The following is a 17,836-nucleotide window of genomic DNA, read 5'->3' on the forward strand; positions in this document are numbered from 1 at the left end:
GTCCAAGACCCCTGGCTTGATTCGCACGATTGAGGCGTGCCCGGCCGTCGGCGGGGGGGGGACGCCGACGGCCGGGCCGATGACGGTGGCGGTTGAGGAATGTTCGGAGCCGGTTCAATAGGCGTCGGACGAGATGACTTCTCCGCCCTTGGGAGTGATCAGGCTCCGCAAGACGACCACGCTGAGCGATTCCTTGAGGAAGCGGACGCTGCCGTCGCCCATCAGGACGTTGGCGCCGCCGGAGTGGTACGAGAAGATCTCATCGTTGTTACCGGCGTTGTTGTTGGTCGTCGTGGCGGAGCTGGGGTCGGGCCATGCCATCGTTTCGCAGGCCGGGCGATACTTGTTGTTGATCTGGCCCGAGACACCAAAGGCCCCGTCGGGCTCCGCCCAGCGCCAGAAGCGGCGCGGCAGGCCGGCGTCGTACTGATCGGAGAGAGCCGTGGACTTGACGTTGGCGATGAATCGGGCGTCCCGACCCGCATCCTCGGCGATCATGATGCTGTTGCTGGTGCCGTCGATGATCTCGGCAATCGTCGTCTTGCCCACCTTGAGCACGCCGTCGGCACGGTGGTTGTTGTTGCGGTACGGCGTGACCGGGGTCGATCCGGCCCCGCCGGTCTTGCCCTGCGCATCAATGTCGGTGTAGCAGGGCGCGCCGTAGTCCTGAACGCCGTAGCCCATTTTGAGGGCGTTCCCCACCGGCGATTTCGTGTCGACCGTGTCGCGTCCGCCTCCTGTGTCGCGGACCGAGGAGGGGCAGAGGTACGAGCTGATGACTGTGGCGCAGCCGGTGAAGTTGGCGCCCGTGACGTGGGTGTAGGGCAGGTTGAAGTTCAGCGCGTTGTAGGCCGCGTTCTGCTCCATCGCGCCCAGGATGCGGGCGAGCACGCCCCACTCCCCATCGGCGAAAACCGTGGAGGGGGGAGTGGTGGTGAAACTGGTCCCTTGGCCGGCGGGGGGAAAGGCCCCGTTGCTGCTCTCGTAGTTGTGCAGTGCCAGGCCAACCTGCTTCAGGTTGTTGGTGCACTGGGCGCGACGTGCAGCCTCACGGGCCGCTTGCACAGCTGGGAGCAGGAGGGCGATGAGCACCGCGATGATCGCGATGACGACCAGCAACTCGATCAGTGTGAACGCCGACCGTGGGGTCCGGTCGCTTGATGAAGATTTCACGGGAACGATCCTCTCGAACAAGACAAGGGGGGAGGCATGAACCGCAGTGGGGGAATACGAACACGCATGTCTTGACCGACCGGCCGATGCGAGGTTGACTTGTTCGGCCGGGAGGGCCTTTCCTTGCGCCGCGGATCCCGTTCGTCCCGGTTTCCTCGCCGGAGCCGCCCCGGACGGGACGGATGTGAGGAGCCGAAGCGATCAGCGACTGGCGGGCAAAGGTTGGGTCACGTCATGGGTGGAAGCTAAGAACCCTCTGAGAACAAAAGCCGCTAGGGACTCTTGAAGTGTCAGATCACCATTGTTTTTTTTGTTGAAGGGACTCGCGGCCGGGTGCATCCGGTTGCCACACTCAAAGTTGTTTTTGCACGAGGTTCAAGCTGTTGAGCCGTTTTTGTTGCACCCAGGCATGCAAAGTACAGCCGTCGATAGTCCGAAAGAGGATACCCGCGAAATGTGTAGAATTTAGGTAGGCTGAGGCAAGGTGTGAAGAAGATCTTCGAATTGGAGCGATTTTTCGATTTTCGGACTCAGCGATGAAGTCGGAAATTGTTCAAGCAGGATTGGCTTTGGTGGGGATGGTGGCGATTTTGGTGTGGGTGGGCTCGGATGTAGCGTCAGCTTGGATGGTCGTGAAAATACTGTTTGTGAAATTATTTAATTGGATAGTGTTGTATTTTATTTGAGGGTGACGCTCGCTGTATCATTTGATTAATGTTTGTGATTATGTTTTGTGTTGTTATTGGAATATAATTTGGATTAGCTGAATTATGTTTGGATTTATAAATTTTTGTTGTATGTGAAATTTGATTTTGTATTAGGCTCTGTTTGACAAACCGTCTGGAGGCGTCGAACGTAGAAATAGGGTGATCGAGCAGGAGGTCCCCCTATGCATCGCTACGAACTCACTGATCAACAATGGGCTCGGATTGAGCCGCACTTGCCGCACCGGACCCATCACGGCAACCTGGGGCATCCGTTCAACGACCACCGCCCCATCCTCAACGGCATCCTTTGGATCCTTCATACCGGCGCCCCTTGGAGAGATCTCCCCGAGCGCTACGGACCCTGGGAGACTGTGTACTACCGGTTCAACCGCTGGCGTCGGGACGGTACATGGATTCGGATCGTCTCCTCGCTCTTGGATGAACTGGACGATCGAGGCCAGATCGACCATGACTTGTGGTGCATCGACGGCTCCGTGATCCGGGCCAGTCGGGCGGCCGCCGGGGCGAAAAAAAAAGGCAAGCCAATTGTGCAGGCTTGGAGGGCGTCAAGAGACGCAAATGGAGGAACCGCCGGACCATGCGTTGGGGCGTTCGCGAGGCGGGTTCGGCACCAAGATCCACCTCGTGTGTGATAGCCATGGGAGCGTGGTCGGTATCCACGTCACGGCCGGACAGAGGCACGACAGCGTGGCTTTCGAGCCGACGATGGCCCGACGCCTGTTCCGTCGCCGTCGGGGCCAGCGTCGCTGGCCGCGGCGGCTGGCAGGCGACAAGGGGTATAGCTATCGGCGGATCCGGCGCTGGTGCCGGAGGCGACGAGTCGAGGCGGTGATCCCGACGCGCAAGGACCAGCCTCGGGATGAGAAGTTCGACAAGGCCACATACAAGCGGCGGAATATCATCGAGCGGGTGGTGGGCTGGTTCAAGGAGTACCGCCGGTTAGGCACCCGCTACGAGAAATTGGCGGTTAACTACGTCGCCATGTGGTTGGTCGCAATCATGGAGAAAGCCCTGTTTCGCCTTTTGCCAAACACAGCCTAGTAGTTTGGGATCAGCGTCGAGGTGGAGGGTGTTGCTCGAGCAGATCGCCAAGCCCCTCACGGCGGCGGACGAGGTGCCCGAGGCCGTCTGGACAGATGATCGACAGCTTGCCTTCTCTCCGAGTTTTTTTGCCACCCCTTCCCTGATTACGACCGTCTGCCGGCGCCGCAGGTTCCGTACGCGAGCCCCGTGTGGGCACGCCCCGAAAATGAGGACGTGATGCCGACGGACTGGCCAGGTCGTGGGCTTGGTCTTATCCAGGAGCGAAGGTCGCTGGCGTCAACTCTGCCTTGAAACGGTTTTGGCGAGAGGGTGCCGTGAGTCGTCTCGATTCTCTCAATCACTGGGGGACCGGACAATGTGTTCAAACGATCTCGTTCTCTGGTACAGCATTTGCGTTTTCTTGCGTTGACGTAAAATTTCATGGTGCAGAATGTTTGTGCGATCGATGCGTTGGCTTGAGTCGGATGTCATTTTCTCGTCATGGTTTAAGTCGCTAAGGCTCTTTTTTTACGTCCGAGTCTCAGTCGCGACAGTCTTTCTTACCCGCCTAGTCTGCAAACCTGCCTGCGCAAGTGTTAGGCAGCCTTATCCTGCCAGCGTCGTTATTAGGAGGTGGTTTTCATGACGACTCCTCAAGAGATCCGAAGCCGAGGCTTTACCCTCATCGAGTTGCTGGTCGTGATCGCAATCATTGCGGTATTGATCGCGCTGCTGCTGCCGGCGGTGCAGGCGGCGCGTGAGGCGGCGCGACGTGCCCAGTGCGTGAATAATCTCAAGCAACTGGGGCTCGGGGCCGCCAACTATGCCGGGACCCACGGCTGTTACCCGATGGGCGTGGGGACCGTGAGTAAGATGATCACGAACCCGAGCTATCAGAGTGGGCCGTATTATAGTGTCGGCCCCTTCCTGCCATTGATGCCCTTCCTGGAACAAACCGCGATTTACAACGCACACAACTTCAGCGGTTGGGTGATGGAACCGGTCAACGACACGGTGATCCGCGCGGGGATGGCGACCCTCTGGTGCCCCAGCGACCCGACGATCTCGACGATCAGCAAAACCACCATTTTGGCGGGCTTTCCTCAGGAAGTGTCCCACACCAACTACGCGGGAAGCATGGGGCCGTTCGACATTAATCCCAGTTCTAAAGATCTAAGCTCCTACCCGAATGCAAAGCAGAATCTCGGCGCTTTCTACTTCGTCAGCTCCGTGAAAATTGCCGACGTCCTCGATGGCACGAGCAACACGCTCGCCTTTGGTGAAAAGGCCCACGGTCTGATTGCCGAAGCCAACCGGAAAGACTATCACTGGTGGGCTTCCGGCGACCGTGTCACCGATGATACCTTGTTCCTCACCTGGCACGGCGTGAACGGCTGGAAGAAGTTCCCCGCAGGCTCGAGCCGGCAACAAATCGCGGCGCGGAGGGATATGTCGAGCTTTCATCCGGGTGGCGTGAACGTCTCCATACTCGATGGCTCGGTCCGCTTCCTGAAGGATTCGATCGAATGCTGGCCGATCACTCAAGCCGGTGCGACCGGGATCTCGATTTCCAACGGGAAGATCGTGTACGCCCCCGGTACGCAGCACAAAGTCCTCCAGGCCTTGTCGACCATCGCCTCGGGCGAGATCATCAGCGCGGATGCCTTTTGAACACCGCACACCGCAGGTCGATTGGAACCGGGATTCGAGGGGATTCTTTCGCCTGCAAAAGGAACTCGGTTCGAAGCGTGGGCGACTTGAAAACGGGAGGAATCACAATGCAGAGACATCCCTCGACGCTCAGAACAATCGTGGTCGCCGTTCCCTTCACGCTGGCGATCGCGGGGTGCCAGCCTGCGGAGGTCGGGACGATCGCGGCGCCCGCGATTGATCGGTCGTTGGGACCAACGAGCAACCCCAACCAGCCTGATGGCGGTTCGACAATTCCGGCCGCGGATCAGGTTGGCCGTGGTAAGCCTTCTTTAAAAAAATAAATCGATGATGTGCTGATGTTTGATGGCGAATCAGTCGTTGTCGACGTCAGGAACCTCCTGAGCCGATCCCGTGGGTTCAGGCTCAGGTTCCGGTACGGCGATGACATGCATGCCGGTCCCGCGGCCCGGGCCGCTGAACCAGCGGATGACGGAGTAGAAGACCGGGGTCAGGAAGATACCGAACAGGGTCACGCCGATCATGCCGGAGAAGACCGCCGTCCCGAGCGTCCGGCGCATCTCGGCTCCGGCCCCCTGGGCGATCACCAGCGGAAAGACGCCGAGGATGAACGCCAGCGAGGTCATGATGATCGGCCTGAGCCGGACCTTGGCGGCTTCCAGGGCGGCCTCGTTGCGGGGCACCCCTTCACTCTGGCGGTCGCGAGCGAACTCGACGATCAGGATCGCGTTCTTGCAGGCCAGGCCGGTCAGCACCACAAAGCCGACCTGCACGAAGATGTTGACGTCCATCCCGGCCATCGCGATCCCGGCCAGGGCGCTCAGCAGGCACATCGGCACGACCAGGATCACCGCCAGCGGCAGCGACCAGCTCTCGTAGAGGCCGGCCAGGACGAAGAAGACGAGCAGGGCCCCCAGCGCGAACGCGCTGAAGGGGTTCTGCTGCAAGTCGCGGAACTTCTCGATCTTGCTCGACTGCTTCTGCAAGTAGCTGAGCTCGGTCCACTCATAGGTCATCGAACGCGGCAGCTCCCGGTCCGACAGGTTCTCCATCATCTTGAGGACGTCGCCGGTGCTCACCCCGGGAAGCGAGGCGCCGCTGATTGACGCGGCCGGGAACATATTATAACGGGTGACCGTGAGTGGCCCGATTGAGTCCTTGATATCGACCACGGCGCCCAGCGGGACCATGTCGCCGTCGGCGTTGCGGACCTTGAGCTGCTTGACGGCCTCGGCGTCGACGCGGAACGAGTCGTCGGCCTGGAGTTTGACCTGCCAGGTGCGGCCGAACCGGTTGAAGTCGTTGACGTAGAACCCGCCCAGATACACTTGCAGGGTGTCGAAGACGTCGGTGAGGGCGACCCCCATCGTCCTGACCTTGGTGCGGTCCACGTCCACGTAGAGCTGAGGCGTGCTGGCGCGGAAGCCGTTGAACAGGCCGATGAGGCCGGGTTGCTGGTTCCCCTTGGCGACGAGGTTGTCCGCCTGGCTCTGGAGCGCGGTGAAGTTGACGTCGCCGGTCGCCTCGACCATCAGCCTGAAGCCGCCGGCATTGCCCAGGCCGTCCACCGCAGGCGCTCCGAAGACGTTGATCCTGGCCTCGGGGATCTCGCGTTTGAACCGGTCGCGGAGCCTTGCCATGATCGCGTCCGCCCCCCGCGCCGGGTCCCTGCGTTCGTGGAACGGCTCGAGCATGACGAACGCGGAGCCGAGGTTCGAGCCGATCGCGTTGAGGACGAACGAACGGCCCGGATTGCCCAGCGTGTGCGCGACCCCGGGGGTCTCTCGGGCGATCACTTCGATCTTGTCGATCACGTCGGCCGTGCGCTCGAGCGCGGCCGAGTCGGGCAGTTGGACGTTGACGATCAGCCGCCCTTTGTCCTGGCTCGGGATGAATCCGGCGGGGACCTGGGTGAAGCCGTAGCCGGTCAGGACGATCAGGCCGGCGTAGACCAGGAGCACGATCAGGCTGAGGCGGAGGCTCCAGCCGACGACGGCGCCGTAGGCGTCGGTCACCCGGTCGAAGACCCAGTTGAAACCCCGGAAGACGCGCCCGAGGGCCCAGTTCACCGGTCGGATGATGGACCAGCCGAGCAATCCGCCGGCAATCGCGCCGGGGAGGAAGAGGATGAGCCAGATCCCCCACCCCAGCAGCGACGCCATCAGCCCGCCGGGCACGGCCTCCCCCTCGTGCTCGCTGGAGGGGAGACCGAGGGAGACGCCGAGGGTTGGCGAGAGCCACCAGACGGTCAAGAGCCCTCCGAACAGGGCGAAGCTCCACCAGGGGAGGGCCTCCTTGCCGTGGTGACCGTCCTGGCCGGAGGTTCGCCCCGCGAAGATCGAGGCTGCCCGGGCCGGGGTCATCGTCATCGCGTTGATGGCCGAGATGATCATCGAGGCCGAGATGGTCAGGGCGAACTGGCGGAAGAACTGGCCGGTGATCCCGCCGAGAAAGGCGCTGGGGAGGAAGACCGAGCTGAGCACTAACGTGATGGCGACGATCGGGCCGGTGATCTCGTTCATCGCCCGAATCGTGGCCTCGCGGACGGGGAGCCCCTTGTCCAGCCAGCGCTCGATGTTCTCCAGGACCACGATGGCGTCGTCCACGACGATGCCGATGGCGAGCACCAAGCCGAACAGGGTCAGGTTGTTGAGCGAGAACCCCATCAGCGTCATCACGGCGAACGTGCCGATCAGAGAGACGCCGACGTCGATCACCGGCAAGAGCAGCGACTTCCAGTCTTGAAGGAATAAGAGGACGACGATCGCCACCAGGATCACCGCGTCGCGCAAGGTGTTGAAGACCTCACCCACCGATTCGCGGATGAACGGTGTGGTGTCGTAGGCGATCGTGTATTTGAGCCCCTTGGGGAAGCGCTTCTCCAGATCGCGCATCCGGGCCTTGACGTTGTCGGCGACCTCCAGTGCGTTCGACCCGGGCAATTGAAAGATCGCCAGGCCCACCGACGGCTTGCCGTCCAGCGTGAGGCTCTGGTCCTGGCTTTTCGCTCCCAGTTCGGACCGGCTGACATCCTTCAAGTAGGTGACTTCGCCTTGGGAGTCGGTCTTGAGAACGATGTTCGCGAACTGATCCGCCTCGACCAGGCGGCCAAGGGTGCTCAACGTGTACTGGAAATCTTGACCGCGCGGGACAGGGGGCTGGCCGATCTGCCCGGCCGCCACCTGCACGTTCTGCTCGCGCAGGACCTGGATCACATCGCCAGCGGAGAGGTTGCGCGAGGCCAACTTATCTGCGTCAAGCCAGACCCGCATGCTGTAGTCTTGGCCGCCGAACGAGAAGATATCGCCCACGCCTTCCATCCGGGCCAGCGCATCCTGGAGGTTGATCGTGGCGTAGTTGCTCAGGTAGAGCCGGTCGTAATGCGGCTGGCCCGTCGTCGGGTCGTCCTCGGAGTAGAGGTTGACGATCAGCAGGATGTCCGGCGACCGCTTCCGGACGGTCACGCCGATGGCCCGGACCGTCTCGGGGAGCGCGGGCTGGGCGATGGCGACGCGGTTCTGGACCAGAACCTGCGCCATGTTGATGTCGGTTCCCAGGGCGAACGTCACGTCCAGGGTGTACGAGCCGTCGTTGCTGCTCTGCGAGGACATGTAGAGCATCTTCTCGACGCCGTTGACCTGCTGCTCGATCGGGGCTGCCACCGTGTCGGCCACGACTTGTGCGTTGGCCCCGGGATAGCTGCCCGACACCCGGACGGTCGGAGGCGTGATATCCGGGTACTGCGCGATCGGCAGCAAGCCCGCCGCGATCCCGCCGAGCAGGACGATCACGATCGAGATGACCCAGGCCAGCACGGGTCGGTCGATGAAGAAACGCGCCAGCATGAAAGTCCTCTCGATTCGATGCGATGCAAGATCGGGAGTCAAAAGGAGTCGGTGGCCGCATCATCAATCAGTCGGCGGGCTTGGTCGCGCCGGGCGTTCCTTGGGGGGACTCGGCACCCGAGATCGGCATCGAGACGAGCTTGGGCGCGACGACGGCGCCTGGCCTGATCTGTTGCAGGCCGACGACGACCACCCGATCGCTCGGGCGCAGACCGTCCTCGATCACCCGCAGGCCGCCGTGGTTCGCCCCCAGGCGGACGGGGCGGGAGGTCACCTCGTCCTTACTGTTGACGACGTAGACGATCTTCTGGCCCTGGTCGGTGTCGATGGCCCGCTCGGTGATGAGCAGGGCCTGATGCGGCTCGCCGATCGGCACCCGGACCCGTGCGAAGAGGCCGGGGGTGAGGGCCTCTTCCTTGTTGGGGAAGACCCCTCGCAACCGCAAGGTGCCGGTCCTCGGGTTGACCTGGTTGTCCACGAAGTCGATCGCCCCCTGGTGGGGATGGCCTTCTTCGTTGGCCAGCCCCAGCGTGACCGACAGTTTGGCGTCGCGGGCCGACTTCGCCTTCCCCTCACGGATCAACTGGCGAACGCGCAACAAGGTGTGCTCGTCGACATCGAAGTAGACGTACATCGGATCCACCGAGACGAGCGTCGTGAGCAGTGTGCCGCCATTCTGGTCCCCTGACTGCACCAGGTTCCCCACGGTGAGGAGGGTCCGGCCGATCCGTCCGCTGATCGGCGCGGTGACCTTGGTGAATCCAACGTCCAGATCGCCCCGCTGGAGCTGGGCCTCGGCGGCGACCAGGGCGGCCCCAGACCCGCTTCGCTTGGCCGCGGCCCGGTCGTAGTTCTCCCGGGTCTCCGCACCTCGGCGCATCAGGTCCTCGGAGCGATGAAGCTCGATCGAGTCCAGATCTCGCTGGGACTTGAGCCGTTCGACCTCGGCCTTCGTGTAGGCGAGGGCCGCCTGGTAGGTGCGCGGGTCGATCTCGAAGAGCACGTCCCCCTTCTTGACCAGCGTCCCTTCCTTGAAGTTGATCTTGTCCAGATAGCCCGTGACCCGCGCCCGGATCTCGACCGATTCGACCGCGGCCGTCCTCCCGGTGAAGTCGGCGTAGTCGTTGATCTCCCGCTCGATGGGCTGGCTGACCAAGACCGGAGTGGGGGCCGCCGGGGCTGGCGCACTGGCCGGCGCCCGAGCGCAGCCGGCAAGGCCGAGCGGGAGGGGCAGCGCGAGACCAAGAATCAGGAGGGAGCGAGAGTGTACGTGTAAGAAGTCGTTCATGGCACGCCGCCTCTGTGATTCCTGCCCGTCGCCGACGATTCCCTTTTGATTATAAGGAGACCGGTGCCGGGCCCCGCTGTCAATCGCCTCGCCGATTTCGGCTCGTTTGGGGAATAGGGCGGGATGCCAAACCTTCAGCCCGCTTCACCAGACTTCGCGCAAAGCGAAACTCCCTGCCGACGGCCGATTGCTTCGGCTGTCGGTGGGGAGTTTGCATTCGATCCGAATTCTTTGAGAGTCGCTTCACCGAGCGGACTGAGGGCTTCTGGGTTCATGCGAGAACCAAGGGCTTTCCGCTGAGGTGACGGGGCGCTCCGCTCTGCCTCAGTATGAGTCGGCGCTGACGACTTCGCCCCCTCGTGTTGTCGAGATGGCTCGGTAGGTCACCGGGCTGATCGAGTTCTTGATGAACCGGACGGAACCATCGAGCATCAGGGCGTTGACGCCGCCTGAGTGACGGCTCCGGGCCGTATTGAGCTTGGGCAGCGTGGTCGTGGGGGCGGTGCATGGCGGGTTCGACTGGTACGGATAGACGCAGTACAAGTTGGTTTCGGTGACGTCGGGGAGCGAGGAATTGGGGGTCTGCCAGGCCGTGAAGCTGGCGCCGCTGCCCCACCAGGAGAAGCCGCGCAGGTCTTGGGGCGCATTGTATTGGCCGCCGCTCCCCGTGCCGACGATGACCTCCGAGGCGGCCAAGGTGTTGCTCAGGCCGTCCGTGATGCTCGCGAAGGTCGCGACCTTTTGGCTGCTCATGCCCGCTCCCGGAGCGAGCAGGTCGGTGAACGGTGCGCCCCCGAAGGCGTACGTTGTTCCGCCGAAGTCGAAAGAGGCTGGCTGAACTGTGTGCAGATTGCCGAAATTTAGGGCATAGTTTTGCGAGGTGACCTTCATGACGGTATTGCCAATCGTCGTGCCGATCGTGGTCAAGCTGGTGCCGGTGCCATCACTCGGACACATGTAGGTGTTGACCCGCGTTGAGGAGACTGTGATGTTGGTCGCGCCGCTATAGCGAAACAGGGCCTCGCTAGTTCCCCCGTTTCCGACCATGTTCCAGGCGTTGTAGAGCGACTGCTGCTCCAGGCCGGGCATGAAGAACACCAGCCAGGTTCCCCAGCAGCATCCCTTGATGCCGGGAGGGAGCGACCCGCCTGTGCTTTCATAATTGTGCATGGCCAGTCCCATTTGCTTCAGGTTGTTGACGCATTGGGACCGCCTTGCCGCTTCGCGGGCTGCCTGGACGGCAGGCAGCAAGAGCGCGATGAGGACGGCGATGATCGCGATGACGACCAAGAGTTCGATGAGGGTAAATCCTCGACGCTGAGACCCCATACATGTGCCTCCTAATACTACAGCGCTAAGTCGTATCCCATTTGCATTGGGGCAACCCTGTAAGTTTGATGCCCATCTCATGCAACTTTCGCCTTGTCCGCTTGGTGTGGCACCGTTGCGCCACGGCGTTTCGACGCTGCGCCCGCTCGATCTCTTCGGAGGTCCGCTCCAGAAGCTTTCGCGGAGGACTCAGCCCCAACCACCAGAACGGGATCAGCGCCGCCATCGCACTGTGGACTTGGCACTCCGTCAGACCCGGATTTTTCCCCCCCGAACTTCTGTCGCATCCGCGATAGGAACAAGTAGCTCAGGCAACTCAGGATCAGGTGGCGTTTGAGCCCCTGGTAGCGGCGGCCCTCATACTGATCCAGTCCAATCTCGGACTTCTGGTCTTCGAAGCAGCGCTCGACGCGCCATCGCGAAAACCCGACCAGCAACAGCACCTGCACCGACGTCTCCTCGGGGGCGGCGCCGACGAAGAACTTCAACTCCGCCGGGTTCAAGACGTCACGGGCGGCAACCAGGTGCAGCGGCTCGCCCGGTAACCCGTCGGCGCCCACGGGGGAAAACCGCAGGTGCTTGACTTCCCAGACCATCGGCCCCTTGTGCCCATCCTTGACTCGCCACTGGACCCAGGGCTGGTTGCGAAACCCGTCTTGATCGAGCATGGCATCAACCCGCCGAGCCGGTGTGCTGCCGCTCGCCAGGCGAGGCGTCTTGCGGCCGCGGCCCCGCCCGTGCTTACGGTACTTCCTGGTCACGACACGCGGTGCCTTGATCCAGCCCATGAAGTTCCGCGGCACCTCGCCGACGAACTTCTGGCGACGGGCCGAAAGTCCCCGCAGGAACTCGGGCTTGCCGCCGTAGCCCTCGTCGAAAGTCATCCAATCGAAGTGCAGGCCGTTGCCGGTGGCGCGGTCGTAGAGTTCCAGGGCGATCGTCCACTTGGGCCGATACACCATGTCGTCGGGGATGCCGGCCTCGCGGCAGCGGGCGCGGTCGAGGGACCAGGATTCCGGCAGAAACAATTCGCCGTCGAGCAGACAGTGAAAGCCCTCACGAGCGTAGGCGAGGTGGACCGTGACGATGCAGTTCTCCTTCTTGCCGACGGAACCGCACCACTGCCGCTGCACGCCGGGGGTCTTGTCCCCCTTCTTGACGTCGCTCGTCTCATCGAAGACGCCGATCGCGTGGGGACCGGCGTGCTCGTCGCGGACGATGTGCTGGAGCCGGTCGCGCGTCCGGTCCTGGTCCCAACAGTGCTGGCTGAGGAACTCCTGCAGGGTCCTGACCGGCACGCCGGCATTAATGGCAATCGGTTCCACGCTCTTCTCGGGGATATCCGAGAGCTGGCCGGAGACGTAGACCGGCAGATGGGCCCGCGTGTCTTTGCGCGGGAAGCAGTCATCGAACCGCTTGAGGAACTTCTTCAGCGCGGGCTTGAGCTTGCGAATCTGTGGGATATCCATGCTCGTACCTCCATAAACCATGAAGGCAAGCATACTTTCGCAATGGCCGGCGGATCAAGACGCTACAACTTGGCGCTGTAGTACTAAACGGAAGAACGATCTGGAAGAAAACGGGAACCGTTCAGAATGAATGAAGCGAGGGAAACTCCGTCCGGCGGGAAGTGGAAAGCAGATGAGCGCTGGCAGGCTGGCCGGAATGCGTGGGCTATTTGGACATCGTTGCGTTGGTCAAATTGAATTCGAAGACGTTCGGGCCCCCGACTTTTACCTCGGCCGTCAGCAGCGACGCCGAGTTGTATTGCGACGGAATCACCTCCTTTTTGATGATTGGCGGGAGGCCGGGCGCGTTGTTGGTCTTGTCGAGAATCTCAGCCCCCTTGTCTTCAGGGGAGGTGATGACGACCTTGTACTTTCCCGGGACCAGTCCCTGCGATCGCGGGACCTCATACTTGCCGTCGATGACGATCGAACCCCCTTGCGTCGTGACCTCGGGACTGGCCGGAAGAAAGGTGATGAGGCCTTTCGCCAACGGCTTTCCCTCGACGGCGACCTTGCCCGAGAACCCTTCCCGCGGGAGGCCGTCCGAATCGCCGCCACAGCCCACCAGGCCTTGCAGCAAAATGAGTGCCGCCGCTGTGTTCCAACGGAAAATTGCGTGCTTTCGCATAAGTGGCAGGACCTCGTCTGACGAAAGGAAAAAGAAAGGGACGTGCAGATCCTCTCGATCTGCCAGTGATTGGCGATCGGGATCCGGTCGTGTGGGGAGAGTGAATCCTTTTGTAACTCGCACCCGATCGAAGTACAAGCGAGAGCCTATCGAAATGTCGGAATCCAGGAATGAGCGATCGTCAAGGCCATGTCGGTGAGAAAGAATCTCATCGACGGGCCACGTCGATGCGCTTGGTAAGCCGAGCAGCCCTTTTGAGACGGCACCTCTTGAGCTGACACGACGCATGCGGGATTGATCGCGTGCACTTGCCTTCGCGGATTGCCGACCGTTAGGCGATGGGTGTAGCGTTAATGTAATGTGTGATTATTGTCTTGTCTGTTTGGCCGCCGTGGCAGGGGGAGTCGCGCACGGCTTCGCGGAAGGTCCTAAACCGTTGGGTTTGGTCTTCCTTTGAACAGCCTTTGCAGAGCCGCGGTCACCCATCCGGATGTCAGGGACAACCGCGATCAGCAGCTTGCTTGTTGGAGAAAGGTATTTGCTTATTCGTTTGGAATCGGCTTGGCGCGGTCGTTGCCGACGACGACGGTGGTGGCGGGGTGACGGTCCAGCCAATCGCCCCAGGTTGTCGCGGCGACCTGTTGAATCGGCTTGAGCGATTGGCCTTTCAGTGGTCCCGCCACGCAGAGGAAGTCGTCAGCTTCGAACGCCCAAAGGCTCCTGGTTTTGCGGTCGTAGAGGACGGGCTGTTTGGACCGCGAGTAGCCGGTCGAGCCGAAGCTGATCGGTGAGCCGTCGACATCGCGGTGGAACGCGAAGACTTTCGCGCGCCCGCGATCGTAGAGGATGAGAACGGAGGAGTCGCCGTCGCGGTCGTTCACCATCTCGATCTTTTCCAGCAGATCGCGCGGATAGACGCGCGGACCGCCAGCGAAAGCGAGGCCGAAAACCTCCTGCCGTGCCCGGAGCTTCTTTCCACGGTCGCCTTTGGGGGGTTCGATGATGGGATAATCGATGCCGGGGATTGAGTCTCGACCGAAGCCGCCTTCGAGAGCGGCCAGGTCGATCGAGGCCTCGGTGACGTCGTAGACGTCGTCGGGTTCGCCGCTACGCTTGGCGGCGAAGAGGGTGGTGCGGCCGTCCTTCTTCGAGAGAAAGACCGCCGCGCGGTCGTTATACGACCGTCGGGGATTCAAGCCCAGGTAGCCGATCGGCACATTGTCTTCTGCGGCTCGTGCCTCCTCCCTTAAGCGTACGTACTGGGTCGCCAAGTTGCGGCCGACCAGGAGCCAGAGACCCCCAATCGCGAGACCAACGACGCCAACCGTCAGCAGGCGACGACGCTTGCGGTCGGGCGACGCGGCCGAGTCGGTGCTCGACTTGGAGTCGGAGTCGGAACCGGTTCTGGAGTCTGAGGTCGGCATCGGGGAATTCATGGTCGGAGGCTCCCGGCTTGGCGACGCTTCCCAACCGCGACCAACGACCTGGGCTCCTCACTCGTTCACGTGTCGGGAGCGAAGCCTGAGCGGCCGTTGTTGCGCGGGGGCGAAGAAAAGGAAGGCTGATCGGAGCGGACAGTGGGGATTGAGGGATCGACGTGGCGATCCACGAACGAACCGGCAAGTTCGTCACTCATTTCTTGGTGCTTGTTCGGAAGCTTCCGCTACCGTACTCTTTCCTGATGAGCACCTCGCGCTCTTTCTTCGCCGCTTGCAACCCCTCCGGTGTCGCCGGTGGAGGGGGAGCTTCTTCGCAGCCCGCGACGAGGAGGCACGAGAGCGCCAGGAGAGCGGATGACGCAGACACGAAAAATCGATATGTCCAAGATTGCATAATCAAGCCGTCTCGCTAATGAGCCGCGTTTTAGGGGGTATGAGAGCATCCGATGCCGCCGGCGGCCCAGGTCGGACGGCCGGCGATTTGGCGTTATGGACACGCTTGGTGCTGGGCCGTAAGACCTGGTCTTCCTTTGAATGGCTTGCAAACCTTGGTTCCACGGGTTGAGTCCAACCCGTGGAACCCCGCAGCATGGGCTTGGCCATGACAACCCATCAGAAAATCAAAGAAAACTGTGGCCAACAGCTTAGTAGGAGTCTGAGGAGATCACCTCGCCGCCGGAACGTGTGCTCAGGGCCATCCAGACTTGGCGGTTGATCGAATCCTTGATAAATTTGACGCTGCCGTCGCCCAAGGTGGCGTTGATGCCGCCCGAGTGGTACGACGAAGCGGGCTTCATGATGTACCACCAGCTCTGGTCGTCCATCGTGCAGCAGGTCTGGTTCGGCGTCCGGATTGTGTTGAACCAGTTCCGCCAGATGCTCCCCTCGACCCAGGTGTAGCCTTTGTAACGCCAGTCTCCCGACCAGGGGATCGGCCCTCGGGCCCAGTCAATGGCGTTGCAGGCCGAAACGGCTTGATCGACGGTGGAAGTGCGGCTCAGACCGCGAACTTCGTAGCAGTCCGAAACCTTCGACCGCGGCGCACCGCTGGTGAGCGGGCCATTGGCCACTTCCGAAGCAAGCAGCGTGTTGCTCGTCCCGTCCGTCAGCGCCGCCAGGTTGTAGTTCCCAGGGGTAAACGGCTGAAGCGCAGGGTCGTCGTTGTACGACCGGCCGAACACACCGTCCCATGAACCCGTCCGCGGCCACCACGTCCCCGAATTCCATGCGTAAGTGGATGCCCAAAAATTGAAGCCATCGTTTGCATAAGACGTATTAATTTCGGAAGGACACATGTAAGTGCCAATCCGCGTCCGGCCGACCGTCAGCGTCATGGGCTCGGTCCAGATCCATCGCGCGGAATTATTGAAATTGAACGAGTTGTAGATCGATGTCTGTTCGATGAACGGCAAGACGCCAACCTGGGCCGATAACCCACCGGGCATCTCACCCATGGGGAGTTGCCCCCAGGTGTCATGGTAGTTGTGAATCCCTAGCCCGAGCTGTTTCAGGTTGTTCACGCATTGCGCCCGGCGCGCAGCCTCTCGGGCCGATTGAACGGCCGGAAGCAAAAGTGCAATCAGGACCGCGATAATCGCGATTACGACGAGAAGTTCAATCAGTGTGAATCCTTTGCGCATGCATCGCATAATCAAGGCTCCCGTGAACGGACTCAACGAAGAACGTAAGAGTGACCGCTCTAATCGGCGGCAGCGCCGATGAGATTTGCTCAGAATTGAACTACGGGGAACCGACTCGTCACTGCGGAGAGAACCATGACGGCGGAAGGGGGCTGTGGCTGTTTTGGGTAGCCATGCGGGCCGGAATCCTGCCTGGTTAAACAGATAATCGGCCTACCCACGAATCTTGTCAACAAAAAATCGGGCCCATTTGCAAAATACATGAAAGTGATGATTTCCGTTCAATTCGCCACTACGCCACAGGTGCTTGAATGCTTACATTCAGCCGTTGGATTGATTGCATCTCCGCAACCGCCGGTTCCCAGACCGCTTGCCGGCTAACGGAATCAGGCCCTGGCCAGAACGGACCTTGATCTCAGGCTCCCCCCCATTGATCGAGAGGTTTTCTCGTTTTTCGGTCGGGTGGCCAACGTGTTTGTCTTAACGATGCTTTTAGTCGTTAGGTCATGAGTTGGTAAGTAAACGAAGAGATCAGGAGCCAATATCGCCACATCGGATTCTGTGATCTTATTTTATAGCCACAATGGTTGGTGGTCGGCGAGGTGTGCCCACTCTCTTGTGTGTGGGGCTTACGTCTTTAGCAAACTTGCCTTGCAAGGGGGGCAAGAGTAACGTTGGCCGTCTTGTCGTGGAGTTGTCCCCCCGCCCGCCCATAGGAACGCTCGCCAGGGGGGGGATGGCTGTCTTTACCAACCCTGGAGAGGCTGTGGATTAATCAAAAATGCATTATTCTCTTGGTACAGGGGCATGTTGAATCAGTAATTGAAGTTGATCGGATGCCGGCCAAAGTTCGGACGCCGCAACGAAATCAGATGGAAATGCGGACCGAGTCGCTGGACCAGTTGCTTTCACCGGAGCATCCGGTCCACGCGGTCTGGGCTTTCGTCGATGATTTGGACCTCGCGGCGTGGACTTTGCGAATCCGTTCCCGCCAAGGGGCCGTGGGAGCCTCAGCCGTCGATCCCCGAGTGCTGGTCGCTCTTTGGTTGTAGGCGACGCTGGAGGGACCTTTGACTCAATCGACGGCCGCGTTGTTACACGCCGGTCTTGCCGACTTGGCCCGGGTGGCCCAGGATGGCGTCCGGGTGCGAGCCAGCGCGGGCAATTCCTCGTTTCGACACGAGAAGTTGCACCGTGAATGCCTCGCCGATGCGGAGACGCAACGGGAAGCCTTTCGGTGGCGGAGTCTGACGGTGGAGTGGGTTCACGCTCGGGCGCGGTACCGCGGATTGCAACAATTTCTCGTGCGAGGAGTCAAAAAAGTGCTCTCGGCGAGCTTACTGTATGGTCTGGCCCACAATCTGACGCAAACTCTCACGCTACGGCAGGCAGCCACTATGGCGTAAGGCGGGAAAGGTGTTTCGTAGGCTTCAACAAAAAGGGCTCGTACGAGGAGGGTGGGCCGGCCGAGCCACCAGCGCTGAGCGATGGCGATGACCGACCCCCTCGCCGAGACTGACCGCCAAGACGTAGGTCGAATTTTTTCTGATCGCCAAACAGGGAA

The 17,836-nt window shown here is 61.2% G+C and carries 10 protein-coding genes and 1 pseudogene; 3 read left to right on the forward strand and 8 right to left on the reverse strand.

Annotation, left to right across the window (positions count from 1 at the left end; translation table 11 throughout):
- Positions 1-114: 114 nt before the first annotated feature.
- Positions 115-1,173, reverse strand: coding sequence for a DUF1559 family PulG-like putative transporter (locus SINAC_RS18935; protein WP_015247220.1), 1,059 nt, complete (start codon positions 1,171-1,173; stop codon positions 115-117).
- A gap of 889 nt (positions 1,174-2,062) precedes the next feature.
- Here SINAC_RS18935 and SINAC_RS38880 point away from each other — a divergent pair.
- The 3 genes and pseudogenes from SINAC_RS38880 (at position 2,063) to SINAC_RS39975 (ending at position 4,918) form a co-directional block, all read left to right on the forward strand.
- Positions 2,063-2,942, forward strand: a pseudogene (locus SINAC_RS38880) (IS5 family transposase).
- A 624-nt stretch (positions 2,943-3,566) separates the two neighbouring features.
- Positions 3,567-4,595: a DUF1559 domain-containing protein gene (locus SINAC_RS18950; protein ID WP_015247222.1), complete on the forward strand. Its 1,029-nt coding sequence runs from the start codon at positions 3,567-3,569 to the stop codon at positions 4,593-4,595.
- A gap of 107 nt (positions 4,596-4,702) precedes the next feature.
- The gene (locus SINAC_RS39975) at positions 4,703-4,918 is read left to right on the forward strand and encodes a hypothetical protein (protein WP_015247223.1); all 216 of its coding nucleotides are present in this window, start codon (positions 4,703-4,705) and stop codon (positions 4,916-4,918) included.
- A 30-nt stretch (positions 4,919-4,948) separates the two neighbouring features.
- On the opposite strand, the gene SINAC_RS18960 is transcribed toward SINAC_RS39975, so the two are convergent.
- From SINAC_RS18960 to SINAC_RS18990, 7 genes are all read right to left on the reverse strand, one after another.
- Positions 4,949-8,440: an efflux RND transporter permease subunit gene (locus SINAC_RS18960; RefSeq protein ID WP_015247224.1), complete on the reverse strand. Its 3,492-nt coding sequence runs from the start codon at positions 8,438-8,440 to the stop codon at positions 4,949-4,951.
- 67 nt (positions 8,441-8,507) lie between these two features.
- Positions 8,508-9,728 carry an efflux RND transporter periplasmic adaptor subunit gene (locus tag SINAC_RS18965; RefSeq protein ID WP_015247225.1) on the reverse strand — a complete coding sequence of 407 codons (1,221 nt, stop codon included), beginning with the start codon at positions 9,726-9,728 and terminating at the stop codon, positions 8,508-8,510.
- Between the two features lie 324 nt (positions 9,729-10,052).
- The gene (locus tag SINAC_RS18970) at positions 10,053-11,057 is read right to left on the reverse strand and encodes a DUF1559 domain-containing protein (RefSeq protein ID WP_015247226.1); all 1,005 of its coding nucleotides are present in this window, start codon (positions 11,055-11,057) and stop codon (positions 10,053-10,055) included.
- Positions 11,058-11,134: 77 nt separating this feature from the next.
- Positions 11,135-12,526, reverse strand: a complete 1,392-nt coding sequence (locus SINAC_RS18975) for an IS701 family transposase (RefSeq protein ID WP_015243925.1) — start codon at positions 12,524-12,526, stop codon at positions 11,135-11,137.
- 205 nt (positions 12,527-12,731) lie between these two features.
- A complete protein-coding gene (locus tag SINAC_RS18980) occupies positions 12,732-13,193 on the reverse strand; it encodes a hypothetical protein (RefSeq protein WP_015247227.1) in 462 nt (153 codons plus the stop codon).
- 542 nt (positions 13,194-13,735) lie between these two features.
- Positions 13,736-14,629: a DUF3179 domain-containing (seleno)protein gene (locus SINAC_RS18985; protein WP_015247228.1), complete on the reverse strand. Its 894-nt coding sequence runs from the start codon at positions 14,627-14,629 to the stop codon at positions 13,736-13,738.
- A gap of 647 nt (positions 14,630-15,276) precedes the next feature.
- Entirely contained in the window at positions 15,277-16,281 is a 1,005-nt protein-coding gene (locus SINAC_RS18990) for a DUF1559 domain-containing protein (protein WP_015247229.1), read from the reverse strand.
- Between the last annotated feature and the right edge of the window lie 1,555 nt (positions 16,282-17,836).

Source organism: Singulisphaera acidiphila DSM 18658 (assembly GCF_000242455.2).
Classification (GTDB): domain Bacteria; phylum Planctomycetota; class Planctomycetia; order Isosphaerales; family Isosphaeraceae; genus Singulisphaera; species Singulisphaera acidiphila.

Excerpts from the sequence above, each read along its gene's own strand:
- SINAC_RS39975 (WP_015247223.1), top strand. The coding sequence starts at position 4,703 with ATGCAGAGACATCCCTCGACGCTCAGAACAATCGTGGTCGCCGTTCCC.
- SINAC_RS18965 (WP_015247225.1), bottom strand. The coding sequence starts at position 9,728 with ATGAACGACTTCTTACACGTACACTCTCGCTCCCTCCTGATTCTTGGT.
- SINAC_RS18970 (WP_015247226.1), bottom strand. The coding sequence starts at position 11,057 with ATGGGGTCTCAGCGTCGAGGATTTACCCTCATCGAACTCTTGGTCGTC.
- SINAC_RS18990 (WP_015247229.1), bottom strand. The coding sequence starts at position 16,281 with ATGCGATGCATGCGCAAAGGATTCACACTGATTGAACTTCTCGTCGTA.
- SINAC_RS18975 (WP_015243925.1), bottom strand. The coding sequence starts at position 12,526 with ATGGATATCCCACAGATTCGCAAGCTCAAGCCCGCGCTGAAGAAGTTC.
- SINAC_RS18980 (WP_015247227.1), bottom strand. The coding sequence starts at position 13,193 with ATGCGAAAGCACGCAATTTTCCGTTGGAACACAGCGGCGGCACTCATT.
- SINAC_RS18985 (WP_015247228.1), bottom strand. The coding sequence starts at position 14,629 with ATGAATTCCCCGATGCCGACCTCAGACTCCAGAACCGGTTCCGACTCC.
- SINAC_RS18960 (WP_015247224.1), bottom strand. The coding sequence starts at position 8,440 with ATGCTGGCGCGTTTCTTCATCGACCGACCCGTGCTGGCCTGGGTCATC.
- SINAC_RS18950 (WP_015247222.1), top strand. The coding sequence starts at position 3,567 with ATGACGACTCCTCAAGAGATCCGAAGCCGAGGCTTTACCCTCATCGAG.